Source organism: Caballeronia insecticola, assembly GCF_000402035.1.
In the GTDB taxonomy this organism is placed as follows: domain Bacteria; phylum Pseudomonadota; class Gammaproteobacteria; order Burkholderiales; family Burkholderiaceae; genus Caballeronia; species Caballeronia insecticola.
Genome location: NC_021295.1, coordinates 273,584 through 300,561 on the forward strand (window position 1 = coordinate 273,584; position 26,978 = coordinate 300,561).

26 protein-coding genes and 1 pseudogene are annotated in these 26,978 nt (G+C 58.4%); 15 read left to right on the plus strand and 12 right to left on the minus strand.

The window, feature by feature from the left end; genetic code table 11:
• Positions 1 to 4: 4 nt before the first annotated feature.
• Positions 5 to 412, minus strand: coding sequence for an ester cyclase (locus BRPE64_RS31635; RefSeq protein WP_044044226.1), 408 nt, complete (start codon positions 410 to 412; stop codon positions 5 to 7).
• A 379-nt stretch (positions 413 to 791) separates the two neighbouring features.
• Between BRPE64_RS31635 and yghU the strand changes: the two genes are divergently transcribed.
• On the plus strand, positions 792 to 1,634 hold the full coding sequence (gene yghU, locus BRPE64_RS31640; RefSeq protein ID WP_044044228.1) for a glutathione-dependent disulfide-bond oxidoreductase: 843 nt from the start codon (positions 792 to 794) through the stop codon (positions 1,632 to 1,634).
• Here yghU and BRPE64_RS31645 read toward each other — a convergent pair.
• Positions 1,631 to 2,260 carry a TetR/AcrR family transcriptional regulator gene (locus tag BRPE64_RS31645; protein WP_044044230.1) on the minus strand — a complete coding sequence of 210 codons (630 nt, stop codon included), beginning with the start codon at positions 2,258 to 2,260 and terminating at the stop codon, positions 1,631 to 1,633. The two genes, yghU and BRPE64_RS31645, sit on opposite strands and share 4 nt — an antisense overlap.
• Before the next feature lie 197 nt (positions 2,261 to 2,457).
• Here BRPE64_RS31645 and BRPE64_RS31650 point away from each other — a divergent pair, with 197 nt between their 5' ends.
• Complete coding sequence (locus BRPE64_RS31650) at positions 2,458 to 3,327, plus strand: SDR family oxidoreductase (protein WP_044044231.1); 870 nt, start codon at positions 2,458 to 2,460, stop codon at positions 3,325 to 3,327.
• A gap of 323 nt (positions 3,328 to 3,650) precedes the next feature.
• Positions 3,651 to 4,253 carry a nitroreductase family protein gene (locus BRPE64_RS31655; RefSeq protein ID WP_044044232.1) on the plus strand — a complete coding sequence of 201 codons (603 nt, stop codon included), beginning with the start codon at positions 3,651 to 3,653 and terminating at the stop codon, positions 4,251 to 4,253.
• A 93-nt stretch (positions 4,254 to 4,346) separates the two neighbouring features.
• Here the strand turns inward: BRPE64_RS31655 and BRPE64_RS31660 are convergent, their stop codons facing one another.
• Entirely contained in the window at positions 4,347 to 5,072 is a 726-nt protein-coding gene (locus BRPE64_RS31660; RefSeq protein ID WP_084675956.1) for a TetR/AcrR family transcriptional regulator, read from the minus strand.
• Between the two features lie 305 nt (positions 5,073 to 5,377).
• Here BRPE64_RS31660 and BRPE64_RS31665 point away from each other — a divergent pair, with 305 nt between their 5' ends.
• The 3 genes from BRPE64_RS31665 (at position 5,378) to BRPE64_RS31675 (ending at position 9,712) form a co-directional block, all read left to right on the plus strand.
• Positions 5,378 to 6,853: an MFS transporter gene (locus tag BRPE64_RS31665; protein ID WP_269765234.1), complete on the plus strand. Its 1,476-nt coding sequence runs from the start codon at positions 5,378 to 5,380 to the stop codon at positions 6,851 to 6,853.
• A gap of 135 nt (positions 6,854 to 6,988) precedes the next feature.
• Complete coding sequence (locus tag BRPE64_RS31670) at positions 6,989 to 8,401, plus strand: MATE family efflux transporter (protein ID WP_044044234.1); 1,413 nt, start codon at positions 6,989 to 6,991, stop codon at positions 8,399 to 8,401.
• A 102-nt stretch (positions 8,402 to 8,503) separates the two neighbouring features.
• On the plus strand, positions 8,504 to 9,712 hold the full coding sequence (locus BRPE64_RS31675) for an MFS transporter (protein ID WP_044044235.1): 1,209 nt from the start codon (positions 8,504 to 8,506) through the stop codon (positions 9,710 to 9,712).
• Between the two features lie 30 nt (positions 9,713 to 9,742).
• On the opposite strand, the gene BRPE64_RS33350 is transcribed toward BRPE64_RS31675, so the two are convergent.
• Positions 9,743 to 9,916 (minus strand): hypothetical protein, encoded by a 174-nt coding sequence (locus tag BRPE64_RS33350; protein WP_160167960.1) that lies wholly within the window; start codon positions 9,914 to 9,916, stop codon positions 9,743 to 9,745.
• A 533-nt stretch (positions 9,917 to 10,449) separates the two neighbouring features.
• Here BRPE64_RS33350 and BRPE64_RS31680 point away from each other — a divergent pair.
• The gene (locus BRPE64_RS31680) at positions 10,450 to 10,869 is read left to right on the plus strand and encodes a superinfection immunity protein (RefSeq protein ID WP_232519369.1); all 420 of its coding nucleotides are present in this window, start codon (positions 10,450 to 10,452) and stop codon (positions 10,867 to 10,869) included.
• Positions 10,870 to 10,923: 54 nt separating this feature from the next.
• Entirely contained in the window at positions 10,924 to 11,127 is a 204-nt protein-coding gene (locus BRPE64_RS31685) for a DUF2934 domain-containing protein (protein ID WP_044044241.1), read from the plus strand.
• Positions 11,128 to 12,484: 1,357 nt separating this feature from the next.
• Here the strand turns inward: BRPE64_RS31685 and BRPE64_RS31690 are convergent.
• The 3 genes from BRPE64_RS31690 to BRPE64_RS32075 all read right to left on the minus strand — a co-directional run bounded on the left by BRPE64_RS31690 (position 12,485) and on the right by BRPE64_RS32075 (position 14,683).
• Positions 12,485 to 13,126 (minus strand): DUF7002 family protein, encoded by a 642-nt coding sequence (locus tag BRPE64_RS31690; protein WP_044044243.1) that lies wholly within the window; start codon positions 13,124 to 13,126, stop codon positions 12,485 to 12,487.
• Positions 13,127 to 13,471: 345 nt separating this feature from the next.
• Positions 13,472 to 13,807 (minus strand): hypothetical protein, encoded by a 336-nt coding sequence (locus tag BRPE64_RS31695; protein ID WP_044044245.1) that lies wholly within the window; start codon positions 13,805 to 13,807, stop codon positions 13,472 to 13,474.
• A gap of 381 nt (positions 13,808 to 14,188) precedes the next feature.
• On the minus strand, positions 14,189 to 14,683 hold the full coding sequence (locus BRPE64_RS32075; protein ID WP_160167961.1) for a DUF3331 domain-containing protein: 495 nt from the start codon (positions 14,681 to 14,683) through the stop codon (positions 14,189 to 14,191).
• A gap of 497 nt (positions 14,684 to 15,180) precedes the next feature.
• Between BRPE64_RS32075 and BRPE64_RS31705 the strand changes: the two genes are divergently transcribed.
• Both BRPE64_RS31705 and BRPE64_RS31710 read left to right on the plus strand, forming a co-directional pair.
• Positions 15,181 to 15,723 (plus strand): methylated-DNA--[protein]-cysteine S-methyltransferase, encoded by a 543-nt coding sequence (locus tag BRPE64_RS31705; protein ID WP_173405494.1) that lies wholly within the window; start codon positions 15,181 to 15,183, stop codon positions 15,721 to 15,723.
• A gap of 38 nt (positions 15,724 to 15,761) precedes the next feature.
• On the plus strand, positions 15,762 to 16,946 hold the full coding sequence (locus tag BRPE64_RS31710; protein ID WP_044044246.1) for a thiolase family protein: 1,185 nt from the start codon (positions 15,762 to 15,764) through the stop codon (positions 16,944 to 16,946).
• A 180-nt stretch (positions 16,947 to 17,126) separates the two neighbouring features.
• On the opposite strand, the pseudogene BRPE64_RS32665 reads toward BRPE64_RS31710, so the two are convergent.
• A pseudogene (locus tag BRPE64_RS32665) lies at positions 17,127 to 18,069 on the minus strand (LysR family transcriptional regulator).
• 144 nt (positions 18,070 to 18,213) lie between these two features.
• Between BRPE64_RS32665 and BRPE64_RS31720 the strand changes: the two are divergent.
• The 3 genes from BRPE64_RS31720 (at position 18,214) to BRPE64_RS31730 (ending at position 21,329) form a co-directional block, all read left to right on the plus strand.
• Positions 18,214 to 19,458 (plus strand): M28 family peptidase, encoded by a 1,245-nt coding sequence (locus tag BRPE64_RS31720; RefSeq protein WP_160167963.1) that lies wholly within the window; start codon positions 18,214 to 18,216, stop codon positions 19,456 to 19,458.
• Between the two features lie 9 nt (positions 19,459 to 19,467).
• A complete protein-coding gene (locus BRPE64_RS31725) occupies positions 19,468 to 20,850 on the plus strand; it encodes an MFS transporter (protein WP_051180632.1) in 1,383 nt (460 codons plus the stop codon).
• A 155-nt stretch (positions 20,851 to 21,005) separates the two neighbouring features.
• A complete protein-coding gene (locus BRPE64_RS31730; protein WP_144063616.1) occupies positions 21,006 to 21,329 on the plus strand; it encodes a YciI family protein in 324 nt (107 codons plus the stop codon).
• A gap of 106 nt (positions 21,330 to 21,435) precedes the next feature.
• Here BRPE64_RS31730 and trxA read toward each other — a convergent pair whose 3' ends face one another.
• The 3 genes from trxA to BRPE64_RS31745 form a co-directional block, all read right to left on the minus strand.
• Positions 21,436 to 21,762, minus strand: coding sequence for a thioredoxin TrxA (trxA, locus tag BRPE64_RS31735; RefSeq protein ID WP_044044251.1), 327 nt, complete (start codon positions 21,760 to 21,762; stop codon positions 21,436 to 21,438).
• A 217-nt stretch (positions 21,763 to 21,979) separates the two neighbouring features.
• Positions 21,980 to 22,243 (minus strand): glutaredoxin 3, encoded by a 264-nt coding sequence (gene grxC, locus BRPE64_RS31740; RefSeq protein ID WP_044044253.1) that lies wholly within the window; start codon positions 22,241 to 22,243, stop codon positions 21,980 to 21,982.
• 50 nt (positions 22,244 to 22,293) lie between these two features.
• Complete coding sequence (locus BRPE64_RS31745) at positions 22,294 to 22,602, minus strand: hypothetical protein (RefSeq protein WP_044044254.1); 309 nt, start codon at positions 22,600 to 22,602, stop codon at positions 22,294 to 22,296.
• Between the two features lie 238 nt (positions 22,603 to 22,840).
• Between BRPE64_RS31745 and BRPE64_RS31750 the strand changes: the two genes are divergently transcribed.
• On the plus strand, positions 22,841 to 23,440 hold the full coding sequence (locus BRPE64_RS31750; RefSeq protein ID WP_044044256.1) for a TetR/AcrR family transcriptional regulator: 600 nt from the start codon (positions 22,841 to 22,843) through the stop codon (positions 23,438 to 23,440).
• Between the two features lie 719 nt (positions 23,441 to 24,159).
• Positions 24,160 to 25,614, plus strand: coding sequence for a TIGR00366 family protein (locus tag BRPE64_RS31755; protein WP_044044258.1), 1,455 nt, complete (start codon positions 24,160 to 24,162; stop codon positions 25,612 to 25,614).
• 182 nt (positions 25,615 to 25,796) lie between these two features.
• Here BRPE64_RS31755 and BRPE64_RS31760 read toward each other — a convergent pair whose 3' ends face one another.
• Entirely contained in the window at positions 25,797 to 26,444 is a 648-nt protein-coding gene (locus BRPE64_RS31760; RefSeq protein ID WP_044044400.1) for a glutathione S-transferase family protein, read from the minus strand.
• Between the last annotated feature and the right edge of the window lie 534 nt (positions 26,445 to 26,978).

Below are 26,978 nucleotides of genomic sequence, written 5' to 3' on the forward strand. Positions count from 1 at the left end.
TGGTCTAGCCAGGCAACTGCCCTATCTGTCGCAACAAGGTGGCCAGGTCCCAGTAGTCGACATTACGCACGATTTTCCCGTCTTTGAACTCCATGACGGACACGCCCGCCACATCGATTGTCTTGCCGGACGGATCGACGTCGAGAAGTTTCCCGTCGTGCGTCCCGGTTGCTCGCCATACGACAGCTGCACGATCTGCGGACTGGATGGCAGGCGAATTCGCGGCAAACTCGACGTCAGGAAAAGCCGAGAAGAAGCTGGACGCAAAATCCTTGAGCTCGTCTTTGCCGTTCATCTGAGCCTTGAGTGGCTCGTCACGATAGGCGACATCATCGGAAAACAGCGTCATCAACGTTGGCAGATCATGAGACCAGCCTGCCAGAAATCGATCGATCGTTGCACTCCAATCCATTAGCGTTCTCCATATCCTGAAAGGGACGCGCAATACGACGTCGCTTGAGCGTGCCGGGTCGCCCCGCTGATGTTCGATTCTGCTCAGTGACGAATCGAACTCTGCTAACACTTCGCGCTTTGGTGACTTGGAGAATGAACTCCTTGACAAGCTTTGGCAAGGCTTTGACAAAGCCAGCTCTCACTCAATTTAAAACCCGGATCTCGTTCGAAAAAACTGTGTAGATACACTCGTTTCTTAAGCGGTACACGCGCAGAGCACACAAGGAGGCGATTCGCTATCATCCAGATTTTACTTGTCCTGCGATGGCTTCTTGTCCTAAAGGGCTCGATCGCAGCAACAAGGTGGTCTTCGCCCCAATCGCAAGAAGGAGCCTGAAATGAGCGAACCGGAATCCTACGTGCCGCCCAAAGTCTGGGTCTGGGATAAGCCCAATGGAGGCGCCTTCGCAAACATCAATCGTCCGACGGCTGGAGCGACCCATGACCGGCCGCTACCGCGCGGCGAGCATGCGCTGCAGGTCTATTCCATGGGCACCGGCAATGGACGTAAAGTGACGATCATGCTGGAGGAGTTACTCGCGGCGGGCATCACTGCCGCGGAGTATGACGCCTGGATGATCGATATCAGTGCAGGAGATCAATTCGGTTCGGGCTTCGTCGACTTGAATCCCAATTCCAAGATTGCGGGAATGATCGACTATAGCGGTCCTCATCCCATCAAGCTGTTCGAAACGGGCGCCATTCTGTTGCATCTTGCTGAAAAGTTCGGCCAGTTCATGCCTGCCGATCCCGTCGGTCGCGGCGAATGCCTCTCATGGCTCTTCTGGCAAACCGGCAGCGCGCCGTTTCTACCCGGTGGTTTAGGGCACTTTTATAAATTCGCGCCGGTGAAACTCGAGTATCCGATCAACCGCTACGCCATGGAAGTCAAACGGCAACTCGATGTGCTGGACCGACGCCTGGCCGAGCGCGCTTTCATACTCGGCGAAGACTATACGATTGCTGATATCGCGATCTTTCCCTGGTACGGTGGAATCTTTCTCGACTGGGGCTATGGACTCGCCGAATTCCTGGGCAGCCACGAATACCCTCACGTCGAGCGCTGGGCCAGGCGCATAGAACAGCGTCCGGCGGTCCAGCGCGGAATACGCGTCAATCGCACGGGTGACACGCCACCCGGACTGATTCGCGAGCGCCACGCGGCATCCGATCTCGACTAGCTCGGTTTCGTCAGATGACTCCGTGTCGGCCACGCGGCCATGGCGATCTGGACCATCTTCTCGAGTTTTTCATACGAAGCACCGTCGCGGCACTGGATACCGATGCCTTGAACGATCGCGAGATAGAAACGACTCAGGCTCTCGGGCTCCGCCGAGTCCGGCAATTCGCGATCGATGACAGCCATTTCGAGTCGCTTGCGGATCATCTCGAGCCAGTCGCGCCGCGCGTTCCTGATCGCTACGGCAACGGCCTCCGGCATGTCCTCATCGATCGCGGCAGATGTGACCATGCAGCCGATCGGATGTGCCTTGCGATTGGTGAGTTCTTTCGCCGTCGCAAGCAGAACCGCCTGGATCGCGTCCCTTGCCGGAAGCGAGCCTTTCAGATGCCCCCAAAGCAGGCTTTCAGTGATCTGCATGTAGAGACCGAGCGACTCGACATAAAGATCTTCCTTGCTGCCGAATGCGCCATACAGACTCGGCATGCCGATTCCCAGCGCCTCGCTCAGGTCCCTCAACGACGTCGCATTGAAGCCCTTACGCCAGAACACCAGCATGGCCGCAGACAGCGCCTTGTCCCGGTCGAACTCTCTGGGGCGTCCTCGCACCATGATCCACCTCTTCACAAAAGACTATTTCTGTAGTGTACGTTAGAAAATGCTTGACCGCGACAATCGTCCCTCCTATATTTGCAACGTTCGCTACAGAATTAGATGTGACGCGGGATCCAGGCGGTTTCTGCCAAAGAACTGTAGCGAGGCATGCATTGAGACGTCTTCCGAACTTCTAACCGAACCTGCTTCATTCTTTCAAAGGAAACATCATGTCCAAGACGATCCTTATCACCGGCACTTCGAATGGCTTCGGCAATGACATTGCAACGACTTTGGCCGCCGCAGGTCATCGCGTTTTCGCGACAATGCGGGACGTGAACGGCCGTCATCGCGAAGCCGCACAAAAACTCAACGAGAAAGGTATCGAAACGCTCGAACTTGACGTGACGGACGATGCAAGCGTTGACGCGGCCTTCAAGGCGTTGTTCGCGAAGACCAATGGCAAGCTCGACGTGCTGATCAACAACGCAGGCGTCGCGGCCGGCGGACTTCAGGAAACGTTCACGCCTGAACAAACGCGTGCCATGTTCGACGTCAATGTGTTCGGTATTCAGCGCGTGACCCGCGCGGCCCTTCCGAACATGCATAAGGCTAAAAGCGGCCTGATCGTCAACATCGGCTCGATTCTGGGTCGCGTGACCTTGCCGTTTTTCGCCCTGTATGGCGCGTCGAAGCATGCCGTGGAAGCGCTGACGGAAGGCTATCGCTATGAGCTCTCACAACAGGGCATCGACGTCGTGCTGGTTCAGCCGGGTCCGTATCCGACCAAGCTCTACACCGCCATTCAGAAACCGGCGGATCTTGGCCGGGCAGACAATTATGGCGATGTCGCAAAAATGCCGGCTGCGTTCGAAGAATTCCTGGGCGGACTTTTCAGCTCGGAGCAAGCGCCTGACCCGCACGACGTTGCAAAGACCATCGTCGCGCTGATCGAAAAGCCCGCCGGTCAGCGCCCGAACCGCGCCATCGTCGGACTGGACTTCGGCGCCGACGCCGCGAACACCGCCATTCAGCCGATTCAAGCGAAGCTGGTTGCGGACATCGGCATGAATCAGCTCACGGTGCTGAAGACCAGCTAATCCGTGTCTTGATGTGGAGGCTCATCAGAACCCTGATCAATCGGGTTCTGATGAGACGTTGAACCCTTGTGCGCGCACGGACTTAGACGAAAGAAACCTCGGCGACGCGGGCAGCTGGGAGCAGCGTAATCTCGATGATTCAGTGAAAAGGGATGTCCCCGCTCTTTACGTCTGGCGTATGTTCATACGCTTACGCTACAATCAGCGTGACTGTTCCCGACGGCTTCTTTTCGAGAGCAGTACCGTTCTCCGGAGCGGCGCCAAGAGGCGCCCGCCTCCACTCCTGACTGACCCCGAGATTTCAATTGGTTTTGAGCCCCGCAATGGACACGTTTCAGGCAATCCGCGAGCGTCGAGCGATCAAGAGCTTCGACGCCACGCATCGCTTTAGCCAGCAGGAAGAAGATCTTCTGATCGACATGGCCACTCAGGCCCCCTCCTCCTTCAACATCCAGCATTGGCGACTCGTCAACGTCAAGGACACAGAGCTGCGCGCCAGAATCCGGGCGGCAGCAGTCGACCAGCCTCAGGTCACGGATGCATCGTTGCTATACGTCATTTGCGCCGATGTGAAGGCATGGCAGAAGGAACCGAACCGCTACTATCGGAACGCTCCGCAGGAAGTGCAGAACCTGCTGGTCCCGTGGATGAAAGACTTCTACGAGTACAACGAGCAGTTGCAGAGAGACGAAGCCGTACGATCGGCGAGTTTCATTGCGCACACGATGATGTTGTCCGCAAAAGCGATGGGCTACGACTCCTGTCCCTTGATCGGCTTCAACCCGATCGAGGTCGCCAGGCTCATTAATCTCCCGGACAACCACATCATCGCGATGATGCTTGCCATCGGTAAGGGCACGAATCTTCCGTGGCCGAAACCAGGCTACGTCGATCGAAAGGAAATTCTGTTCGAGAACAGCTTCTGAGTCGGGCATCGCGCAAAGACCCGCTTGTACATTGTGGTGCGCTCCCCAGACAGCATCCGTCTCGGAGCGCACGACGTCAAACGCTACATGCCTCTAGCAAGAACGCGCGCTGTCTTGCGGAATTCGCTCGGATCCCGGCTCGACCGGCCTGCTGGTTTTGCTGGACGAAGCAAGTCCCTGGTTCTTTTCCGGATGGTTGCAGGCCTGCGAAATAAGCTGGCGAGCCACCAGCGGCGCCGCCATGACCGGGCCACCACCCGCGCCATAGGTCTGACTCGACGCGTATATGCCCTCGATCAGAAGGGCTAGCGCATTAGCCAGCGCGTACGGCTCTTGCACACCGGCTTGAGTGCAGAGCTCGGCCAGTCGCGTGATCAAGCGCATCTTGTGTTCGAGCGCCACGGCCCTTGCCGGATGCGAAGGGTTCGGGAATTCCGTCGATACGTTCACGAACGGACAACCCCGAAAGCACGCCTGCGACGCTCGCCGCGCCAGATCCTCGATGTACTGCTGGATTTGCCTGGCCGGCTCGCCGGGGTGCTTGCCGATGCTCTCCTCAAGCCGTTCGAATACACGCTCGTTACGCATATCGAGGTAAGCAAGCATTAAATCGTCCTTCGACGAAAACTGACGATAGAGGCTCATCTTGTTCACGCCGGCACGCTCGACAATGGCGTCAATTCCCACAGACCGCACCCCTTCCTCATAAAACAGATCGTCCGCGGCGAGCAGCAAATGCTGCCTTGCATCGATCCCGGCTGTCGGTGCGCGGCGGCTGGACGCGGGTTCGCCCTGGATTGAAGAAGCTCGATGGCCCATCGATACCTATCCAAGAAAGTCATTGCTTGACATGTTACAGATCGGTAACTAACATCGCAACCTGAATGTGACTGATCCGTCACATCTGTGTAGATACGCAGTATCCCTTATTAGCGGACATGCAGTGCCCAAGACCGACTACCTCTCAAACAGCGCGATTCATACACACCATGAATGATTAGCAAGAACACGTTCTGGTCGAGGCCGAATCAGCGCATTCGACAATAGCGCCTGAGATCGCTTCAGAGCCCGGGAAGGCGCCTTCGACATCGACCTCAGGCCGCCTGACGGGCAAGAAGCTCGGCTTGCTGCTCTGTTGCTCTGGCGCGCCCTTTCTCATCATGCTGGACTCCAACATCGTTGCGGTGTCGCTTCCGGCAATCGCCCGCAACCTGCACGGTGAGTTTGCCGATGTCGAATGGGTGGTAAGTGCCTATATTCTTCCATTCGCTGCATTGCTTGTCCCTGCTGGCGCGCTCGCCGACATGCTGGGTCGCAAGCGAGTCCTGCTGATCGGGTTATCCGTCTTCACGCTCGCCTCCGCGCTCTGCGGACTCGCGCCCAATCTGCCCGTGCTCAACACCGCCCGTGCCTTGCAGGCAGTCGGCGCGGCCTTGCAACTGAGTTCCTCGATGGCCGTCATCACTCACGGATTCGCGCCCGACGAGCGACGCCGTGTCTATGCCATATGGGGCACCGTCCTCGGCTTTGCTCCTTCGCTCGGACCCGTGGTCGGAGGCCTGGTGACCTTTTACTTCGGTTGGCGATGGGCGTTCCTGATCAATCTTCCGATTGGTGCCGTTCTGATCGCACTCGTATTTTCATCCGTCGATGAATCCCGCGATCCTCACGCCCAGCGCCTCGACATTCCCGGGATCGTGCTTTTCGGCACTGGCCTGTTCAGCATCGTCTGGGCGCTGATCGGCGCCAACAATGCAGGATGGGGAAGTGCAACAACGTTGGCAAAACTCGCGGTTGGAGCCGCTTTACTTTACGGATTCGTCCTTGTCGAACGGAACCACCCACGCCCGATGCTCGACCTGTCGCTCTTTCGTGACAAGACGTTCGTTGGCGCGGCAGTCGCGATGCTGGGCTACGCTGCATCTGCACAAGTCATGATGACGCTGTTGCCGCTCTACCTGCAGGATTCGCTTGGGCAATCTCCTGCGACTGCGGGTCTGGCGATGATTCCTTTTGCTCTTCCCCTGCTTATCGGCCCAAGCGTCGGCGGCAAGCTCGCGCATCACATGACCAGCCGCGCGATTCTGACAATGGCGCTCGTCATGGTCTCGTCAGGCGACGCGCTGATCGCCCTCGCGATCTTCAACGGATTCGGATATTCGCTCGTGGTAGTGGGCATGGCGATCACCGGGTCGGGTGCCGGACTCTTGAACAGCGAGACAGCGAAAGCGCAGATCAGTGCGGTTCCGCCTGAACGCGCGGGTATGGCGTCCGGAATCGCAAGCGCCACGCGTTTTGTCGGAATCATCTTTGGCCTTGCCGGATTGGGCGCCGTGCTCGCGGAAGTGGCCGAGTCCAATCTGCGCCGGTTCGGCCAGTCAGCCATTTCGGGTCAAACAATCGATTGGCACGCGCTGAGTCAGAAAATCGTGGGCGGAGACGCGGCAGGCGCGATATCGTCTTTGCCGCTTCGAGTTCATGAAATCGCTGAGCATGCAGTTCATTCAAGCGTGACTCATGGCTTTGGCGCGGCACTATCGGCTGGAGCGGTCATTGCGTTGTGCTCTGGCCTTTTTAGCTGGCGCCTGCTGCGCAGGTGAATCGGTCCGTTGTCGCCGCTTCATTCCAACCGGAGATACCAGATTGCCATTTCACTTACTGGCCCGCAATGAAAACGAGCAACTGGAACCGGCCAGCACGCATAACACCGAACCGCCTTCAATCGAGGCCAGACGATGAACGCCAGCACGGCTCAACGCGTTCATCCGTCCGGACTTGCCCATTCGCGAATTGAGGCAATGCTGGAGGCGCCCATCGCCCCGCTCCTGATTCGCATGGCAGGGCCAAACATGCTCATGATGCTGGCCCAGTCGTCGACTGGACTCGTAGAGACATGGTTTCTCGCGAAACTCGGAACCGATGTGCTCGCCGGCGTCGCCGTGGTCGTCCCCTTGCTGATGCTGATGCAAAACATGTCGCACGGATCGATGGGCGGCGGAATCGCTTCAGCCGTTGCCCGCGCGTTGGGAGCGAAGCACGCTGCGCTGCTGGACGAACTGGCGCGTCACGCTTTGGCGATGAACATCGCTATCGGCGCGCTCTTTTCGATTTGCCTGCTTTCCATCGGACGTCCTCTGTACCAGGAACTCGGTGCGCACGGAAACGCGCTCGAGGCCGCAACCAGCTATGGGCGCATCCTGTTTGCGGGACTTCCATTCATGTGGGCCATGAATGCCTTTGCAGGCGTGATCCGCGGAACGGGCAACATGGCCGTGCCGGGTGCGGTGATCTGCGGTGGTGCGGTGCTGCTCGTGCCTCTGTCGCCTTGCCTCATATTCGGTCTGGGTCCGCTGCCGCAGCTTGGTGTCGCGGGTGGAGCCTTCGCGCTGGACATCTATTATGCGGTGGGCACGCTGATCCTCGGCGCGTATTGCGTCAGCGGCCGCAACCCGGCGCGCCTGGTTCCAGGCAAGCTGCGCTGGGGTCCGATGCGAGACATTCTGACGGTTGGCGCCTTCGCATGCATCAATCCCGTTCTGACCAATACCTTGATGGCGGTGACCGGAGCAGCGGTAGGAGCCACTGCGGGCACCGCCGCGCTCGCGGGTTATGCCACTGCTACCCGCCTCGAGTATCTGCTGGTTCCACTGGCCTTCGGCCTGGGCGCCCCCATCGTCGCGCTGGTGGGAGCGAACCTCGGAGCCGGCCAACACCAGCGTGCCTTGAGAATCGCGTTCGTCGGCGGCCTGCTCGGATTCGCGGTGACGGAATGCATAGGCATTTGCGCAGCGTTGTGGCCAAGAGCCTGGCTTGGTTTGTTCGGAACCAGCGAACCGATGTTGCAAACCGGCGCGACGTGTTTGCGCATCCTCGGGCCATTTTATGGTTTCTTCGGACTCGGGCTGTCCCTTTACTTCGCGGCACAGGGTGCCGGCCGCTTGAAGTGGCCCCTCGCCGCAAGCGCGGTTCGCCTCGCGCTCTATGCCGGCGTCGGGGCCTGCGCATTGCGAGTCACGCACTCGCTTCCCTGTTTCTTCGCTTTCGGCGCCGCCGCGATGCTTGCATATGGCGGGATCAATCTTTGGTCGGTCACGACGGGCCGCTGGCTTGGACGAATGAGCGCCACATCGAAGCTGCGGGATTCTTAGCGCCAGGCCGGAATCACATTGCGCCGCGGACGGCCTCTCCGGCGAATCCGCTTTACATTGCCCATAATCACGGCTATTGCAACGCGAGCGATAGAAATGCGAATGACCGCTGCCTCCCGACTGACGACATCGACGCGCTCGTTTTTTTTCGTGGCCGCAGCGTTCTCGATCATCATGATCGGCGCCACACTGCCCACCTCGATCTATCGTTTCTACGAACAACGCTACGCGTTTCCTCCGACCACGATCACGGTCATTTTCGCCTGTTACGCGTTAGGCGCACTTGCAGCGCTTCTGATTGCAGGGAACTGGTCAGATCAACTCGGCCGGCGCAGCATGTTGCTGTGGGGACTGGTCGCATCTGCCGCGTCAGGTGTCGAATTTCTCGTGGCCGACGGACTGCCGGCGCTCATGCTCGGCCGAGTGTTGTCCGGGATCTCGGCAGGCATCTTTACGGGCACCGCGACCGTCGCGGTAATCGAGCAGGCTCCCCAGAAATGGCAGCGACAAGCGACGTTCGCCGCTACCGCGTCCAACGTGCTTGGATTGGGGCTGGGACCCGTCTTGAGCGGTGTTTTAGTGGATTTGTGCCCGTGGCCGACGCGCCTGTCGTTCGCCGTTCATTTGGCGCTCGTAGTCTTGGGAATGTTCTTCATCATCCGGGCACCCGAGACGGCGAAACTCCCTGATCGAGCGCATCTGCGCATGCAATGCATATCGTTACCGCCCGAAGTTCGCACGATATTCGTACCGGCGGCGCTCGCCGGCTTCTCGGGTTTTGTCGTGCTGGGATTCTTTACGGCAGTGTCGCCTCAACTCGCTCGTACCTTGCTCGGATTCAAGAGCGGCGCGGCGATCGGCGGCACGATCTTCTTGTTCTTCGTATTCTCGGCACTGGGTCAGGCGGCTCCGGCACACATCCCCTTCCGCGTCCGGCTCGCGATAGGATGTGGTGGACTTATCCTCGGGCTCGTGTGCATGGCCGCATGCGTTCAGTGGACCTCGCCCTTCCTGCTTTTCATGGGCGTGATCCTTGCGGGGATGGGCCAAGGCGTCAGCTTCCGCGCGAGCTTGAGCGAACTTGCCTCGAAGAGTCCCCTTCAACAGCGCGCCGGTGTGATCTCGAGCTTCTTTGTGGTGCTCTTTGTCGCCCTTTCGATACCTGTCATTGCGGTCGGATTCGTGATCCAGCACGAAGGCATCAGACTCGCCACATTACTCTTTGCGTGGCTCACGACCGCCGTCGTGGTTGTCGCGCTCGCGATGCTATTGCGACGTGAGGGCGAGCAACCCTCGAGAGGAATCGTTTGAGGTTCGCAAGCGGCCAGATCGAAGCGATCTTTAGCGAATCCAAATCGATCCGGGCTGACCCGAGATCATGCTGACACTGCCGGCCCTGATCTGCGGTGTCTCGGCTCGCGCTTTCATATAGGCGAAGTACGCCGCGCTGGCAACGAGAATGAGCGCGAGGCGCTTCAGGGTTCTCTGAATCAACTCTTTGCGGGTGTCTTTCATCGGTTTGATTAGTGTAATCCAACGGATTGATCGATATGAATGTCGGAATTCCACACCTTTTCTGATGGCCAGACAATTAGACGAAAGTATCGGCTTTCATCGTGTCGGCCACCGTACCCTATTTACGTGCTCTGAAGATATCTACGGATATGTAATCAGGCTCGCGCGACATCCGGTCGCTCAGGACGATTAAATCAGGCGCTTGGACTACAGTTCTATCGGCATTCTTCGTCGATTTGCAACTGTCATTTCATCCTTCACACATAGAAAACGGCGACCTACGTCCTAAACTTGAACCCAGAGTTTGAGCGTCCTGTCGCCGAGTCATGGTTGATATCAACGGCTCACGCGAACCGGTAGACGCATCAGATGTCCTTAAACCTTCGCTAAAGCTGGCTTGTCGGTTCGAAAGCACGCTGCGCGGTCTGACATGGATTGCAAGAACATCGTACCGTCACTGGTTCGATCGCTCGAGCATCTGATCGGGTTTTCAAATGTTACGCACATTGATAAGCGTTGTCGCAGCGATCGCCTTGATCGCCCTTTACCTTGCGCCTTCTATAATTGCCGATGTTCAAGGCAGGAAGGACGCTTTCCTTCTCACGGTCGTCAATATTCTTCTCGGTTGGACCGTGATCGGCTGGTTCGGTGTGTTTTTCTGGGCACGCCATCCGGTTACCGATAAGCGGCTTAGGAACTTCGCGAAGCGGGCCGCGCGTGCGACCGCAAAAGCAACCATTGACGCTCTCGTGCTGCGGGTTGGAAGCGGCGCGGGCACTATCGGGCGATTGGGCCATCGGCTGGTGCCGATCGCAACACGCGTCGCCGTCCGAACGAACCAATCGGGCAGGGGCTCGGCCCTATCGCAAATCAATGAGATCGCGGGTACGTTCGCACCGGTTGCTCGCGGCTCGAAACCAATCATGTCGGGAACGGTGCATCGAGGAAACTAGTTCGGTGCCGCGACCGCTTGTGCTCAATCACCAATACACTCCAGGAGTTCGACCATGAACATGCCACTCAATGAAATTCAGATCCATTCGCTCGCTTTCTACCTCTGGGAGAATGACGGCAGTCCTGCGGGGCAGGCACACAAGTACTGGGAAAAGGCTTTGAAGCAACTCGAAGGCAAGACTATTCATTCAGGGAATGGAAAGGTCGGCGGGAGAGCCACCGCACTGTCGGAGGAAGACACGACTTGCGAGGCTTGAGCCAGAACTTCCCAATCGTGCACGTATTGGGTTTCCCTGGACGCTTTGGGAGGCGAGTTCCCGCTGCCTAACTGCTCCATATCTGAATCGCAGCAAATGTACGCCCGACTCGCCGGTTTTCCGTTCTCGTATGTAGTCTTTTGAACGGCAACCGTACGTCCATGGGTTCAGTTGAGGAAGAACTTTTCCTGGACCTTGACTGGGTCTCAGTCGATAGAACCGCATGTGAAATCAGATCGGGGGAGGAACGTCTCGGCGCCCTGTCCGCGCACAATTTCAGCCGGCTGTTCACAAACGGTGTGCAAAGAAGAACTCACCAGACTACATTCCTCTCGTGAAGTGAATGTGATCTTCTTCCCGAAGCGAGACGCAATAACGACGCGACCGAATAAACCTCGATAGACTTGAGGTAGTGTGTCGGACAAGCAAATCGATATCCGCAACAGAAGCAAGCGAGATGGAGAGTGTGCATCGCTACCCTTCTCGAACCGCGCTCGTGTTGAGCGTCGCGGCTTGCTCATGTTGCGTCTTTTCGACTGCCGCTCAATCTTGGGAAGTCGCGCCGCAAGCAAACGCCAGCGCGGCAGCTGCGGTTGTCGTGAGTCCGGTTTCTCAAACCGTGATCCTGGGGATCAGCGGTTCAACATCGGCAATGCGAAAAAGCGCGTGGCCGGCGCTAGTGGATTCGCTGTGCGAAGCTATGAAACTGGCTGCGGAGAACGATGATCGGGTGCTGATCGAGGAGATCGGGCGGCACTAGCTCCCACAGATGGCTGCATAGCGCTTGCTCCCGCCCCGTCATAGAGGCTATGAACCAGCAACAGCGCGGGCATGAGGCATTATCCCGGCAAACGAAGCCACACCCGCGACTCCCTTATCGGGCTGGCGCAGAAATGGTCACCGAGTATTGTCGACCAAGGCTTACGCCCCCCTTCGGCCCGATACCGTAATCGCCGAAACGGCGGTTCTGCTGTGCGAGAGCGAGAGGTTGGAGCTTCTGTTCAGCAGAGGAGGGATAGCCTATCCCTTCTTGCGTCAGTTGCGCTCTTACGTCCGGGCTTGCCGATGGCTGAGTCGATTGTGCGAACGAAGGCGAGGAGACTATTGCCATCACGACTGCAGTGACAAGCGCACTAATGGATTTCATGACTGCCTCTCTGATCGATTGACTAGCGTTATCCGAGCGGTGATCGCTCAGCGAAGTCTAGGCTCGATACCGATGCAGATCGATATTGAATCAAACAAGGCACAATTGTCATCTCACGTCCCCTGAACACGGATGGATTCACCATGTCCAGGCGGCGAGCCTGCTTTCGATATCAGCCGACAGCGAACCTGCCCTCCTGGCTGTCTCGCCTCAGATGAAGTCCGTCGATGACTTTACCTCGACCAGATGTTCGCTGATATCGACGACGCTGGCGCGGATAACGACCTCCTTGATAGTGTCCTTCTTTCCGCGCATCTTCTGCCACGTCGTGTATTCGGTTCCCGCAAGCTTCGTGAATGTCTGAAGACCCCTACGCGCGGGCCGTCGGATGGTCGAGCCCGAGTTGATCGCTGAGATTTCGCATTGCTCGAAGTGTGCCGAGACCAAACCAAGCGTATCAACAACCATGACGGCGCGATTCACCCCCCGGCGCGAGGTAGCCTGCAGGTGGCTACAGAGATGCTTCACATCAGGCCAGAAAAAGACTCGTCGGCTCAGAATGTCCAGCCAGGAACCAACCGTGAGTCCGTCATCGAGGCATGACTCCAGAGCCTTTTCGCTCAGAGGAATGTTATCGGAGATCGTAGCGCGTCCGTGCACCGGATGCTCGATCGTCATATCGGTGCGTCGAATCTTTCCATAAACATCATTTCGACTTTCCTCCGACAATTCGAAAAGATGTACGAGATCTCTCGTCGTGAGCAAGCCGTGCTTCCTGATACCTGCAAGCGCTTCCGGTCGCGTCGAGTGAAACAGAACAGGGTGCTTCCTCGCAATTTCCTGAGGTGACATTCGATGCACTATCCTTGAATCTACGATATCCCGAATCAGTTGCCGATCGGACAAGCGTCGGAAGTTTCCACGATCACGAGACTTGCGAGGCGCTCAAGATCGGAATTCGGTTTCGACCTGATGGTCATTTCCGCAAGGTCTTCACGACAATTCTCTATCGCCACACATTCTAGTCTTTAGCGTGATGCGTGGATCTCTATTAGGCGTGTGATTGTACGCCACAATCATCAAGATCGCGGGTTCCCCCGGAAGCATCATAGAGACTGGGCCAACGCCTGCTCTCGTATCGTCCTTGCGTCTGTCCACCCAGGTCAACCGTTGAGCAGGCTCGTCGCTCTCCAGCGATCAGCATGCGAGCCAGCGGTCGAGCCGGCGCCTTGCGGCGGACTTTCGAAGCGCCGTGAACGGAATTCGGATTTCGTTGAGCTCGAGGTCGCGGCGATCGATCGCTCGCAGTGTCGCTCTGAGCCGCTCTATCGCCAAAAATGGTCGTCCTCTGCCGGCGTAACTTCGTGCCAGATTCAAGCCATGCATGAGTTCCGGAGATCGATCCAGGCCCGACTCCAGAGCGCTCGCGAGGTTCAGTACCTGGCGCACGTAGTAGTGCGTTTCCCGCTCGCCCGCGAGACGCGCACGCCGTTGAATGCCTTCGACCAGTGCCAGCGCGTTGCCGAGTATCATCGCGTCACTCCCACGGTTAAGAGTGCATCAAATCGGAACGACAGCAAGCGTGGCCGGGAGATCGGACCCGATCAGCCTTCCCGGCGATCGAACACGTCCAGAAGCCTTTGCCTGGTGGCGGGAACGGTCGTCTGACTTGTCACGGCGGCGATTTCGGTCTGCGTGTTCTCGCCGTGGTTATCCGTGACGCTCATGCCACCGGAATTGTCGATTTCCCAGGCGAGGCGCTCCCGGTCTCTTCGCTTCGACCATCGCTTTAACGTACGGCTGATTGAGCGGCTTCCGAGCACGGATCGATCCCCTGATTCTTCCGGCAGGATGAGACGGTTCCGGACTGCGCGGTGCGCGATTTGTTCACAGGCCGGGCCTCGGTTCGCGCGCTCAAGCCTGTTCCGGGATGCAGGCACTGTGCGTCGCTTCAGCGAGAACACCGTCCTCCCGGACTTCCGCGCGGATCGGGCCTCGTTCGAGCTGTTCCATCGCCGCAGCGAGGATCGAGAATGTCGCGTTCCTTGGGTTACGTCCCCGCAACCGAGGACGATAGACTCGGTCGCCACGCTGAATGCTTGCGCCAGTCAAAGCGCAGACCGTCTTACGGCGCGAAACCTGCAGTATCCATTGCTGGTCCCCGTACCTGCCCAATGTCGCATCGCGCCAGCATAGCGAGACTTCCTTCGACGAGGACCGCTCGAGGATCGATACGAGCGCTGACGGCGAAGTGTCGCGCTCGCGCGTTCGCAGCGTCGGTATATCCAGCACTCGATGCGGGGCGGAGCATCCACCTGCATCGCGGCTCGTTTCGCCGTTGAAATCACTCGACGAGACCTGCGCAAGCAGCTTTAATGTCTGCTCCCATGCACTGAATTGAGCTTCCATTCGAGTCTCCGTTGACCTCATGTGGGGAGTCGATCGACAACAACGGCGTGCGCTCGAAGCTGCTCATTCGAACGTGCGATGCGAGCGCCCGACTTTCATCGGGCGTCGAGGATCCGGCCAGATGTGCTCTGCTGGCGTGATCGATTCCGTCCTCTCGCGCGGGTGTCGGCGTGCGGGGTATCACCCGCGTATTCGCCGGCGACAGCATCAATCGCGACGATGCAGTCTGGCACGGCCCCGTCCTTCCCACAATTAGACCAAGGTAGCGGATTCGGGCGTTCCGGCACCGGAAGCCATACGCACGTCTGCGGATTCGTCGCCGCCAACACGCAGTCGTGTACGCGAGTGTCCAAGTCTTTGCGAGCAAAGCGCGGAGTTCGATGCTTTGCACTCCGGCCGCGTAATGCATCCCTTCTGAATTATCGGTATCATCCAGATTAAGTGTTATCCGTTCATTTCGGGGACTGGGAGCGATCGTGCCGTACTCTTACAAAGTGATGTCTTCGCCCGTTGGCAAGTTGACGCTCGTCGCGCGTGAAGCCGCGTTGGCGGCGATCCTTTGGGAGCGAGAGCGCCCCGGCCGCGTGCGACTTGGAGAAATGGTCGAGTCTGGCGACGACCGATTCCTCGGAACCGTGGAGAGCCAGCTGAACGAGTATTTCGCCGGCCAGCGGGACCGATTCGACGTGCCCTTGCACTTCGAGGGAACGGAGTTTCAAAGGGCCGTCTGGACCGCCCTGCTGCAAATCCCGTATGGCGAAACGAGAACGTACGGTGAAATCGCTAGCCAGATTCGTCGACCAACGGCCGTACGCGCCGTCGGTGCTGCGAACGGTCGCAATCCAATTTCGATTATTGCGCCATGCCATCGGGTTATCGGCGCATCGGGAGAACTGACCGGATTCGCGGGTGGTCTGCCGGCGAAAGAAACGCTTCTGTCACTGGAAGGCGCACGCTGGGGCTCTGCAAGACACGCGGCTCATTCCGTCACGAATCCGCAGGGCCAGACTGGCGCCCTGCAATTGCCGCTTCTTCCCTAGCGAACTCCAAACTCTGTCGCTCAATCAAAGGAGCTTTGATGAATGTACGTGAAATAGTCATCGCGCATCCGGTCCGAACGCCTATCGGCGCTTTTGGCGGCTCGCTCAAGGATGTTCCGGCCGTTCAGCTCGGTGCGACCGTCATACGCGAAACACTGAAGCGTGCTGCGCTCGATCCGTCGAGCGTCGCATCGGTGGTGATGGGCAATGTCATCCAGGCTGGGAACAAGATGAATCCGGCGCGGCAGGCGTCGATTGGCGGCGGCCTTCCGGTGTCGGTTCCGGCATTGACGGTGAATCGCGTCTGCGGATCGGGCGCCCAGGCGATCGTTTCCGCGGCTCATGAAATTGCGCTGGGATTCGGCGACGTTGCGGTCGCGGGCGGCATGGAGAACATGGACCGTGCGCCCTACTTGCTTCCGAGCGGCCGTTGGGGCCAGAGAATGGGCAACGCGGAGATCTTCGACAGCGTGATGCGCGACGGTCTCGGTGATGCCTTCTCGGATAAGGCGTCTGGCTGGCACACCGAAGACCTCGTGAAAGAGGCAGGGCTGACGCGGGCCGATCTCGACGAGTGGGCGGCCCGCTCCCAGCAGCGATTCGCCGCTGCGCGTGAACGGGGTCTGTTCGACGCGGAGTTGGTTGCAGTCGAAGTTCCCGGCAAGAAAGGGCCGATCGAGTTTGTGCGCGATGAGCAACCGCGGCCGGAGACGTCTGTCGAGACGCTCTCGAAACTTCGCCCGGCCTTCCGTCCGGACGGCGCCATCACGGCAGGGAATGCTCCCGGTATCAATACCGGCGCGTCGGCAATGCTCGTTGCAGGTCGGGACTACGCCGAGCAGCACGGTATCGAGGCCAGTGCGAGGCTGGCCGGATTCGGCGTCGCGGCCGTCGAGCCCGGTATGTTCGGCCTGGGACCGGTGCCGGCCGTTCCGATCGCGCTCCAGCGCGCAGGCTGGCAACTGAGCGACATCGAACGAATCGAGATCAACGAGGCATTTGCCGCGGTGCCGCTCGCAATCGCGAAGAAACTTGGACTGCCGCACGACATGATCAATGTGGAGGGAGGAGCGGTCGCTCACGGCCACCCGATCGGCGCGACCGGTGCGGTCCTTGTCACGCGTCTGATTCATTCGATGCGGCGGGACGGCCTCAAGCGCGGCGTGGTCACGCTTTGCATCGGCGGCGGTCAAGGCATCGCGCTCGCCTTGGAGATGCTTTGAGTTTGCGAGACAGAGTCGTCAAGGCCGCATAGGGCAGACGTTATCGCCACGACACGGTGTGCCTTGGCAATAACGTCGGATCCGGTCCGTGACCGCTCGTCGGTCGTGTTCGCATTTGAAGTGACCAAGGGCCGAATGCCCGGTCATGCCGGAAGCTGGCGCGCCGCGGTGGCGAACAGACTACTGCCGAGCTTTCGCCGGTTCAACGGATCCGACATCGAATCTGGCTGCCTGCGCGGCCAGGGCCCGAACAAAGACTTGAGCGAAGTCGCTTGCCGGACGTAGTTTCGATTGAAGCAACGAGACGGGTCGCAACGGAAATTTGTATAGCTGAATCGTCTCGATGCCGCGCGATTCGTATGCCGACGCGGTCAGGCTATCGACGATCCCGACCGCTCCTGTACTAAGCACGATCTCGCACGCCAGCGCGGACGTGGATACGCTACAGACCACATCCCGATTCAAGCCGCTCATGTTCAAGGCGTCTTTCACGATCGGGCTGGTATTCATTGAATCCACCATCACGACGGGCCTGCCCCGCAGGTCCGCCAGTTTCAGGCTTTGTTCCCGATAGACCGTCATTCTGTCTGATCACGCACTGGAGTCTCGATCGGAGCAGCACCGTGCTCTCGACTTGCCGCATTTCGCGAAAGGGATAGCACAGCCCAAGGTCTATCTGTTGAGATTCCGCCAGATCCATGATGCGCCAGGTATTCTCGACCTTGACGTCCACGTAGATGTTCGAATGCGTCTGTCTGAACGCGCCTATCGTTGCAGGGAGTAGCGCCTGTGCGAGAGCGGGGACAGCGCAAACAACCAGCCTTCCGGCAACGCCCGACCTGAGCCGCGTCGCGAGTTCATTCAACGAAGCCAGGCCTGCCCTGGTTCGCTCCACTTCCTCGACCAGCAGCATCGCCTCCACCGTGGGAACGAGTCCTCGGCCTTCCTTCTTGAACAGCTGTACGCCAAGGCTTTCCTCCAGCGCACGAATCTGCTTGGTTACGGCCGGCTGCGAGATGTGCAATGCGGCGGCGGCATCCGTCAGGGTCCGCGCCCTCAGGACATGAAACAGTAGCTCCGCGTGGTGATAGTTCAGAATCGCTCGGCTCACGCGCCCTCCCATAGACGGAAGTTATATATCAGCGACCAGAATATATTGGTTCTCGCGTTTTCGACGGGTTCTACTGTCGGCACGACTCGCGGATGAGAAGGGGGCAGCGCGATGGGCCGGGACGCTTCGTACGTCAGTTCAACAGAGACAGGCAAGGTGGAAAACCGCTACCACGCTCTCCATGAAGACTTCGCACGGCTGTGCGACTTCGGCGGCCGGCTGCTCGGCAGCGAGAGCGAGCGGGCAGCGATCGCCTGGGTGCACGACAAACTCTCCGAAATTGGCGGCCGAGTCGAGAGTTTCCCCCTTTTGGTGCCTATCTGGCGCCCGGTGCGGTCGCGCGTGACCATTGACGATACCGGTGAAGAATTCGATTGCCAGCCCATGCTCCGGACCGTTTCCACGCCCGCCGGGGGGCTGGGCGGTGCGCTGCTCGACCTGGGACGCGGTCGACCTGAAGACTACGCGTTCATCGGGAACGCAGTTCGGGGAAAGATCGTGATGATCGAGCACGAGTATCCTTTTTCTTCGACTCACGTGCACCGTCGGGAAAAGATCAGGCTCGCGATCCGTCACGGCGCGAAAGCCGTGCTCATGCGAAACCCCGGCGACAGTGGGGGCCTTCTTTCCGGCTCCTCGGATACAGCCGATGGCTACAAGCCGATCCCATGCGGATATATTTCCGAAGAGTGCGCGACCCGGCTCCAGATGCAGCGCTCCGGTGACGCGCGCGTGCGGATCGTTCTGGAAGGAGCCGAGACCGACGCCGCCACATGCATCCCCTCGCTACTCGTCGGCGATCCCGCCAATCCACGGATCGTGCTCAGCGCCCACGTCGACGGCCATCCGTTTGGCGAGAGCGCCCTGGATAACGCGTCCGGCGTGGCCGTCGCACTCGCTGCAACGAGGTGCCTTGCGCCCATGTTCCTTGAACATCGTGCGTACGCGTTGCAGACCATCATCTTCACCGCCGAAGAATGGTCCTTGTTTGGCTCGAAGCGATATGTGCATGAACTGTCTGAGCCTGACCGACGAAACATCAGACTAAACATCAATCTGGATACGGTGGCCGGTTCGCCGAATCTGACGGCCCTGACCAGCAACTTTCCTCGCCTGGAGCCGCTCGTGGCGCAGGCGTCGCAGGCCTGCGATATCAAGGTAGACACGCATCCGACGCTGATGGCGAACTCCGACCACTACAGCTTCGCCCGGTCCGGGATACCTGCATTCCGGCTTCTCGCGGGATTCAACGAACCGGAGTCGCGCGTGCGGCACATTCTTTCCGGAAGCGATACGCGGGACAAGGTGAAGCCGCGAGAGCTCGAACGCTCACTCAGGTTCGTTTGCAGTTTCATCGAAACTGCTGCAAGCCGCCCCGACATGCTCGAAAATCTCGTTTGACGCGGATATATGGAAGCGCAAAACTTGATCGCGAATGACGAAGGATCTTCGTCCAGCACCACTGCCAGGTCGTCGCGGCCCGGTTGGTCTGACGCGCGCACTGGTGTGCCTTCTGGAACATCGTCACGCACAGTCGTCTTTGCAGCGTCGATAGGGAATGCGCTCGAGTGGTACGACCTCATCATTTATGGCGTGCTTGCCATTCCTATCTCGAAGGTTTTCTTCCCTGCCCATAGCGAACTCGTGTCGCTGCTGATCGCCCTGGCCACCTTCGGGGCGTCTTTTCTCATGCGACCCATCGGCGCCCTGTGCCTGGGCTCATATGCCGACCGCCATGGGCGAAAAGCCGGCATGAGGTTGACCATCCTCATCATGGGCTGTGGAACACTCGCGATCGCCGTCGCGCCCACTTATGCCGTCGCTGGGCTCGCCGCTCCCGTGATCATCGTCTGCGCGAAGTTTCTGCAAGGTTTCTCCGCGGGCGGCGAGTTTGGCACCTCCGTCAGCTTTCTCGTCGAACATGCCCCGGAGAATCGTCGTGGATTGTTTGCCAGCTTCCAGATCGTTGGCGTGGGCCTGGCCGCGACGTTAGCCTCGCTGGTCGGCTTTGGTTCGAACCGGCTTTTTACTCCCGCCGAGATCATGGAGTGGGCATGGCGAATCCCTTTCCTTCTTGGTCTGACGATTCTTCCCATCGCCTGGTTCATTCGGAGGAAGGTAAGCGAAACGCCGGTGTTTGAAACGATCGCAAACGAAGGCCCACGCGGGAGCCCCTTGAGGGAATCGCTCAGCGCCAGCAAGCTACGCATCGTGAGTGCGATTGGCCTGTACTGTCTGGCGGCATCGACCAACTACCTTCTGGGCGTCTATATTCCGACATATGCCACGCGCGAGCTAGGCATTTCTGCCGCCTCGGCATTCTGGGGTACATTGGGATTCTCTCTGGTGCAGGTCTTCATGGCGCCAGTATTCGGTGCGCTATCCGACATCGTGGGACGAAGAATTCTCATCGCGACAGGACTGGTCCTCGTGGCGGCGGCCGTGATTCCGGCATTTCAGATCATGCTGCACTTTCGAAGCGCGGCCTCGCTTATCGCATGCATGGCTTGCCTCGGAATCCTTGTCACGCTCTTTCAGGCGCCCGTGCCAGCATTCCTTTCCGAACTGTTTCCCACACGAACTCGAACGACCGGACTTGCGGTTATTCATAACCTCAATTTCACGGTATTCGGAGGGTTTGCGCCGCTCTTGATGACACTCCTCATCGCAGCAACGGCCGATCGTCTCGTTCCAGCCTATTACGTGCTGATCACGGCCGCGCTCGCCGTATGTGGTCTGCGGAATCTCGTGGCGAGTAAAAGAAGAGAGGCACGGCTGAACGGCGCCGTTTAAGCAGGAAGCGTGGTGATCTGAGCCGATCGCTCACGCGACAAAACCACGCCTGGGCCCGGCATGGTTGGCAGGCCAGCACTGGCGCGCGATGTGTCTGGATTTTCTACGGTCGTTCGCCGAGAGAGACAGGATTGATCTTTAACTGGAGGCTTACCATGCTTCACATCGTTATCGGCAGTTATCTACAGAATTCTTCGAATCTACACGAGCGTCTCCATGAGCATCGGCATTTCATGGAATCCAATCATCGGACGGGCTCGTTCTTGCTGTCCGGCTCGATATCGACGTTCAATGGAAGCGTTATCATTGCTCAGACCTCGACCCGCGAAGAATTGATGCAGATCATCGAACAGGATCCGCTTCAGAAGGACGGTCTGGTTGGATACGAGGTCATCGGCTTTGCCCTCGACACTGCGGCGTTGGCTGTCACCGAGGAGCTATTCCTTGGCGGCAAGGCCGTATCACGGCTTTTTGCGTGAAGCCGCTTAGCGTCGGACTAACGGGAGCGCCGTTGGATCAGCCGCCGATGATCGACTCCTCATCGAACCGGATGAGGAAGACGTAGCGGCTGTCTGTCGTGTCAACTCACAAGTTATTGTCTAGAAACGCCATCAGTTGCGACTTGGACAAGGCACCGACCTTTTGTGCTGCGATACCGCCGTTCTTGAAAAGAATCAACGTAGGGATGCCGCGCACGCCGAACCTCGCCGGGGTCGATTGATTGTCGTCGACGTTGATCTTTGCGACCTGCAGGCGGTCGCCGTAGTCTTTCGAAACTTCCTCGAGTACCGGCGCAATCATCTTGCACGGACCGCACCATTCTGCCCAGAAATCCAGGAGAACTGGTTTATCCGATTGCGTTACGTCCTGTTCGAATGAACTGTCGCTGATGTATTTGATTGATGCGCTCATCTTTTAGCTTCCTCTGATAGATTAGGGCCGGATACTCCGAAGCCGCGCGTGAAGTCGCCGTCGAAGGCTTCTCGTCGCGAGGTCCGGAGACTGCCGTACAGCGACCCGCAGCCTCGGCTTGTGATTTCCGAGCGAATGACTCTCGCTTTGAGAACGTTCTCCTGCGAGCGCAAGCGCACCCGCAATTCCATCGTCGTTCGGGAGATTTTTTCGACGCTCACGCTTTCTCGTCGAGCAGCGCAAGCAATCCTCCCTCGCGATCCAGTGCAACCAGATCGTCGAAGCCACCCACGTGAGTATCTTCGACATAAATCTGGGGAACGGTGCGGCGGCCGGTGCGCTGGACCATTAATGCTCGCTGTTCGCGGTCGGTATCGACCATGATCTTTTCGATCACGTCGACACCGCGCGAGCGCAGGAGACGCTCCGCTCGATCACAGAACGGGCAGACCTGCTGGCTGTACATCGTAACCTTGGCCATGGGTTCTCCTTAGCTACGGACATCCGCCGCAACTGCGGCACGGATACCGATCACTGACGCGCTTTGTACATCGGTACGGAGTAGCTGCTGACAACCACTTCGCGGGGTGAGCGCGCCTGGTTCGAACGACTGCCGCTCGCCCAGTTCGTTTCGCCGATACCACCAACGTCACCGCCACTCTGCACACTCTTTGCGCTGCGATCAAAAGGCGATTCCTCTTGACTCGATATGCGTTGAGCCACGTTGGCCGAGGTCGCGCCGTGCGTGTCGGCATGCGCCGAATGGGCGGATATCACCAGTGCGGCGACCGCGCCTGCTGCCACGATCACGAGCTTACGGATCAGAAAAGCGTTCTTCATGGGAATACACCTTGATTGATTGGCATCGACACAGGCCGATTCGTCGCTTGGACCTTCGAACCACGAAGATCGCCTCGTGATGCGAAGACATCTCAATCCCCGTCGCCCGACAACGCGGACTCGATCGAACAAATCCAAACGGACTCGCTTGATCTTGACGATACAGACCTGTCTGTTTTGCGTCAAGCAACGCGAATGCTAAAATAGAATTGTCAGAAATTAGGGGAGCCGGTCCAGCATGACGAGAAGCGCGAAGAGCCCCGACCAGGCGATCTCGGAGGTAAGAGAACGAATTCTCGACACGGCCTCGAGTCTGTTCTATCGACTGGGCGTGCGAGCGGTGGGTGTCGACCTCGTCGTTGAACAAGCCGGCGTCGCCAAGACCAGCCTTTATCGCTATTTTCGTACCAAGGATGATCTGGTCGCGGCCTTCCTGGAACGGGAAGACCGGGTTTTCTGGGAAAAATGGGAAGCCGTTGCGAAACGATTCGCGGGCGACCCGGCAGGCGAATTGCACGCGCAACTAGCTTGGATAGGAACGCGCGCAGGGGTATCGAGTTTCAGAGGCTGCGCTCAGTTGAACGTAGCGGCGGAATTCCCCGAGTTGGATCATCCGGCGCGAAGGGTTGCAACTTCGCACAAGCGCGAGTTGCGCAGCCGGTTGCACAGAATTTCCGAAGAGCTCAACGCAACGTCACCCGATCTGCTCGCAGGACAGCTTGCGGTGCTCATTAATGGAGCACTTGTGAGTTCGCAGATCTTCGAGAAGGGCGAATCAGTTTCGTTGCTTCAGCACGCCGCGACCGCCTTGATCCAGGCCAATACTGAACGTTTTTGACGTTGCAAACTCCGCCGCGCTAACTGATCTGCCCGAACTCGCTAACCGGTACACTGGCGTCGAATTCCATCTGTCGCGATCCGGCTCCTCTCTCAACACCTAAGTGCAATTGTTCTAACCTGCGACTTGTGGTGTAGTTGGATTTCCTTCGCACCCCGGCGAAGGGTTGGCGACTCGAGAGGATATCCTCCCTCCCTCCACTCCTCCTCTCGCAAGCCGGGGCATGGACAATTCCGTGCCCTTTTTTTCTTGACCGGAATACTTGTTCACGGACACTGAGCCGGTGCGAAACAGTCACTTAACAATCGGTCGAACTGAATCGGTCGATCGCATCCGGTTCTTCTCGATACTCGCGAGCGCGCTCGTGCGCGTACTCGTCATGCGGGCAAGGCAAAGCCGCGCTCTCGTATTTGATCCGGCGCCCTCCCGTGAGGTCGAATTTCGTTCGTGTGCCGAAATATGATGTTCAAACTAGTGCATATCCGGAAGAGGCCTGTTCACGGCGCGGACGGAATGACGCTGAGTCCGCGCCCCGTCATTCGGCAATTCAGTGCAGGAATCATGGCGTGCTTGACAATCCAAGATTACGCCTGCACGCTTCATAAGGTACCTTGCCGGCAGACTTGAGAAGGCGCGGCCGTCGCAACGATCACGATCCAACATTCTGACAAAACAGCATCACCTGCGTTGAATTGGGAAATCATCAGGGCGAGGCTCCTATGCTTAGAACCCGCGTCGAGTCCGACGAGGCAGTTGCCCAGCGTGAAGGATTGATCCGGCGCTCGTCGCAGCTTATGGTGAACTGGGCCGAGAGATGGTTCCCCGACACCTACGTGTTCGTGGTTTGCATCTGCATCGTCGTCGCGATCGGTGCGACGCTGCATACGGGACAGCCGATCGCTGTGAGCAGGGCCTTCGGCGATGGATTCTGGAGCATTATCCCGTTCACCATGCAAATGACGTTCGTCGTCATCGGGGGCTACGTCGTCGCGATGTCGCCCCCGGCCGACGCCCTGCTCCGTCGTCTCGCTCGCATTCCGAGGACGTCTCGCGGTGCCATCGTCTTTGTTGCCTCCCTGAGCATCCTAATGTCGCTCATCAATTGGGGGGTCAGCCTGATATTCTCCGGCCTGCTCGTGCGCGAAATCGCGCGCCGAGAGGGCTTCACGCTCGATTATCGGGCCGCGGGTGCGGCCGCCTATCTCGGCTTGGGGTGTACCTTCACGCTCGGGTTGAGTTCTTCTCCCGCACAATTGCAAGCGAACGCCTCGAGCCTTCCCCCGGACTTACGCGCAATCTCCGGCGTAATCGGCTTCAATGAAACAATCCTGACCTGGCAGAATGCCGTGGTTCTTTTGACTGTCATGGCGGTATCTTTAGCCATCAGCTTTTGGACCGCGCCATCCCGGCGCACAAGCGTCACCGCTGAGGAACTGGGCGTCGATCTCCGAATCGACTCGCGTGCCGACACCCAGAGCAATCGGCCGGGGGATCGGCTTGAGTTCAGCCCCGTGTTGACGATTGCAGTGGCCATCTTGATGTCGGGATGGGTCTGGAACGCCTTCGCAAGCGGAAGTCCATTCGCCGTTCTATCCCAGTTGAACACCTACAACCTGCTATTTCTGATGTTGGGGCTGCTTCTACACTGGCGTCCACGAAGCTTTCTCGAATCGTTCCGTCAAGCGGTGCCCGCAGCGAGCGGCATACTGCTTCAGTTTCCATTTTATGGCGGCATCGGTTATATGCTGACCAAGGTGGTGAATGCTCATGGAAGCAGTGCGTCCGATGCCATTGCCCACTGCTTCATCGGCCTCACCGACAACACCGGCATATTTTCCATTTTAGTGGGCGTCTATTCCGCGGTGTTGGGGTTCTTCGTTCCATCGGCAGGTGGCAAATGGCTCATCGAAGCCCCTTACATCATGAGCGCGGCAAATCAGACCCATGCGCATCTCGGATGGACCGTCATGGTCTACAACATTACCGAGACCCTCCCGAGCCTCATCAATCCCTTCTGGATGCTCCCGCTACTTGGCATTCTGAAGTTGAAGCCCAAGGATATCGTCGGATACACGACGATCCAGTTTCTGATTCATGCGCCGCTTGTCATTCTGGTAGCCGCAGCTCTGATGCTCACGTTCACCTATCACGCCCCTGTACTCCCGCCGCACTAGGGCGGAGTCTAGTCGATCCGTCGAGGGCATTGCCTCCGAAGCTCAGACCGTGTTCGAAAGCCGCGGCATCTGTGATGCCCACAGGCAATAAGCTGGTGCGATGCGAGATCTGCCGCGCGAAGAATGCGCATGGTGGCCGACAGTAACTCGAGTCTTGTTCGACTCGGGACGCGTCCGGAGAACTACTTCGCGAGCCTCGCAATCGAGGGGCGCTCGAGCATCCTCTTATGCCACTTCCGGAGCGAGGACAGTTCCGGGGAAATGTCAGTTTGGGTCTGTTCGGCAAACCGCAGCCCGGCTACGAGCGTGATGTCTGCGAGCGAGAATTCCGATCCCGCCACATAAGGTGAATTCGCCAGAACTCCGTCGAAATACCTCATCCCGACGATTGCGCGCTCGCGTTCGAACGAGCCCCATTCGGTTCTGCCCTTCCACATCGGCCGTTTGTGTGCCTCAAGCAAGGGCCCCCCGCCCGGCGTTCCGTAGTGGAAGTAATTCCCGATGGCATACAGAATCTCTCGCTCGGCGCGTTTGTGCATCATGTGTATGACGCCCATCTCCTTTGGCATCCTACCGGTAAGAGTTGGCTTGCCGTCAAGATAGTCGAGATAGGTAACAATCGCTGACACCTCGGACAGGAACGTTCCGTCATCCAATTGCAGGACCGGCACCGTGCCCTCAGGATTCATTGCCAGGAAAGCAGGCTGTTTATGTTCCGCCGCCGCGAGATCTACAGGCACGAATTCCACTTGATCCGACAATCGCTTCTCTTCCAGCGCGATCCTTACCCGAAGTGGATTGGGTGCGCCGTGTACGTCAAATATTCGCATCATATAACCAGACCTGTGAACATGAGCGTCGGTCTCCGTACCTCAAAGAAGAGCGTCACCCTGAAATCGTACTCGTTCCCGCTGATTGAGATTATATGTGTAAGCCAGATCATGCGCTGCCATGCCTGATCGATGACATTCGAACAGATGCCTCTGCGCAGGGTGACGGAACAGAGGCTGCACGTGCAGCGTTGCCGTCGATGATCCGAATAGTCCCGTCAGCCTGGACAAGATCATGACAAGTTCAGAGATGCGAGGGCGACGTAGTCGGATCGCTGAACAAGAACGGATGGGTTCCCATACGGATAGCCGGCTCACAGACCAACTGTTCGTGGCCTTTCGTCGATGCAAGGGGGAAAAAGTCGTCTCGCCTACGTGCGCATCAAACAGCATGTGTTCGTTGCGTTTCGTCGATCCGGAGCGACAAGGGAATTATGCAGGGTCTGACGACACGACGCGAATACCACCACGAAATCGGCATGCGTAGCCAGCGAAGATGTGGTCGCTCTAACCGCGCATCCCCCTGTCAGAACG

Coding starts and splice junctions, on each gene's coding strand:
- BRPE64_RS31635 (WP_044044226.1), bottom strand. CDS start 412: ATGGATTGGAGTGCAACGATCGATCGATTTCTGGCAGGCTGGTCTCAT.
- yghU (WP_044044228.1), top strand. CDS start 792: ATGAGCGAACCGGAATCCTACGTGCCGCCCAAAGTCTGGGTCTGGGAT.
- BRPE64_RS31650 (WP_044044231.1), top strand. CDS start 2,458: ATGTCCAAGACGATCCTTATCACCGGCACTTCGAATGGCTTCGGCAAT.
- BRPE64_RS31655 (WP_044044232.1), top strand. CDS start 3,651: ATGGACACGTTTCAGGCAATCCGCGAGCGTCGAGCGATCAAGAGCTTC.
- BRPE64_RS31660 (WP_084675956.1), bottom strand. CDS start 5,072: ATGGGCCATCGAGCTTCTTCAATCCAGGGCGAACCCGCGTCCAGCCGC.
- BRPE64_RS31670 (WP_044044234.1), top strand. CDS start 6,989: ATGAACGCCAGCACGGCTCAACGCGTTCATCCGTCCGGACTTGCCCAT.
- BRPE64_RS31675 (WP_044044235.1), top strand. CDS start 8,504: ATGACCGCTGCCTCCCGACTGACGACATCGACGCGCTCGTTTTTTTTC.
- BRPE64_RS33350 (WP_160167960.1), bottom strand. CDS start 9,916: ATGAAAGACACCCGCAAAGAGTTGATTCAGAGAACCCTGAAGCGCCTC.
- BRPE64_RS31685 (WP_044044241.1), top strand. CDS start 10,924: ATGAACATGCCACTCAATGAAATTCAGATCCATTCGCTCGCTTTCTAC.
- BRPE64_RS31690 (WP_044044243.1), bottom strand. CDS start 13,126: ATGTCACCTCAGGAAATTGCGAGGAAGCACCCTGTTCTGTTTCACTCG.
- BRPE64_RS31695 (WP_044044245.1), bottom strand. CDS start 13,807: ATGATACTCGGCAACGCGCTGGCACTGGTCGAAGGCATTCAACGGCGT.
- BRPE64_RS32075 (WP_160167961.1), bottom strand. CDS start 14,683: ATGGAAGCTCAATTCAGTGCATGGGAGCAGACATTAAAGCTGCTTGCG.
- BRPE64_RS31705 (WP_173405494.1), top strand. CDS start 15,181: ATGTCTTCGCCCGTTGGCAAGTTGACGCTCGTCGCGCGTGAAGCCGCG.
- BRPE64_RS31710 (WP_044044246.1), top strand. CDS start 15,762: ATGAATGTACGTGAAATAGTCATCGCGCATCCGGTCCGAACGCCTATC.
- BRPE64_RS31725 (WP_051180632.1), top strand. CDS start 19,468: ATGGAAGCGCAAAACTTGATCGCGAATGACGAAGGATCTTCGTCCAGC.
- BRPE64_RS31730 (WP_144063616.1), top strand. CDS start 21,006: ATGCTTCACATCGTTATCGGCAGTTATCTACAGAATTCTTCGAATCTA.
- trxA (WP_044044251.1), bottom strand. CDS start 21,762: ATGAGCGCATCAATCAAATACATCAGCGACAGTTCATTCGAACAGGAC.
- grxC (WP_044044253.1), bottom strand. CDS start 22,243: ATGGCCAAGGTTACGATGTACAGCCAGCAGGTCTGCCCGTTCTGTGAT.
- BRPE64_RS31745 (WP_044044254.1), bottom strand. CDS start 22,602: ATGAAGAACGCTTTTCTGATCCGTAAGCTCGTGATCGTGGCAGCAGGC.
- BRPE64_RS31750 (WP_044044256.1), top strand. CDS start 22,841: ATGACGAGAAGCGCGAAGAGCCCCGACCAGGCGATCTCGGAGGTAAGA.
- BRPE64_RS31755 (WP_044044258.1), top strand. CDS start 24,160: ATGCTTAGAACCCGCGTCGAGTCCGACGAGGCAGTTGCCCAGCGTGAA.
- BRPE64_RS31760 (WP_044044400.1), bottom strand. CDS start 26,444: ATGCGAATATTTGACGTACACGGCGCACCCAATCCACTTCGGGTAAGG.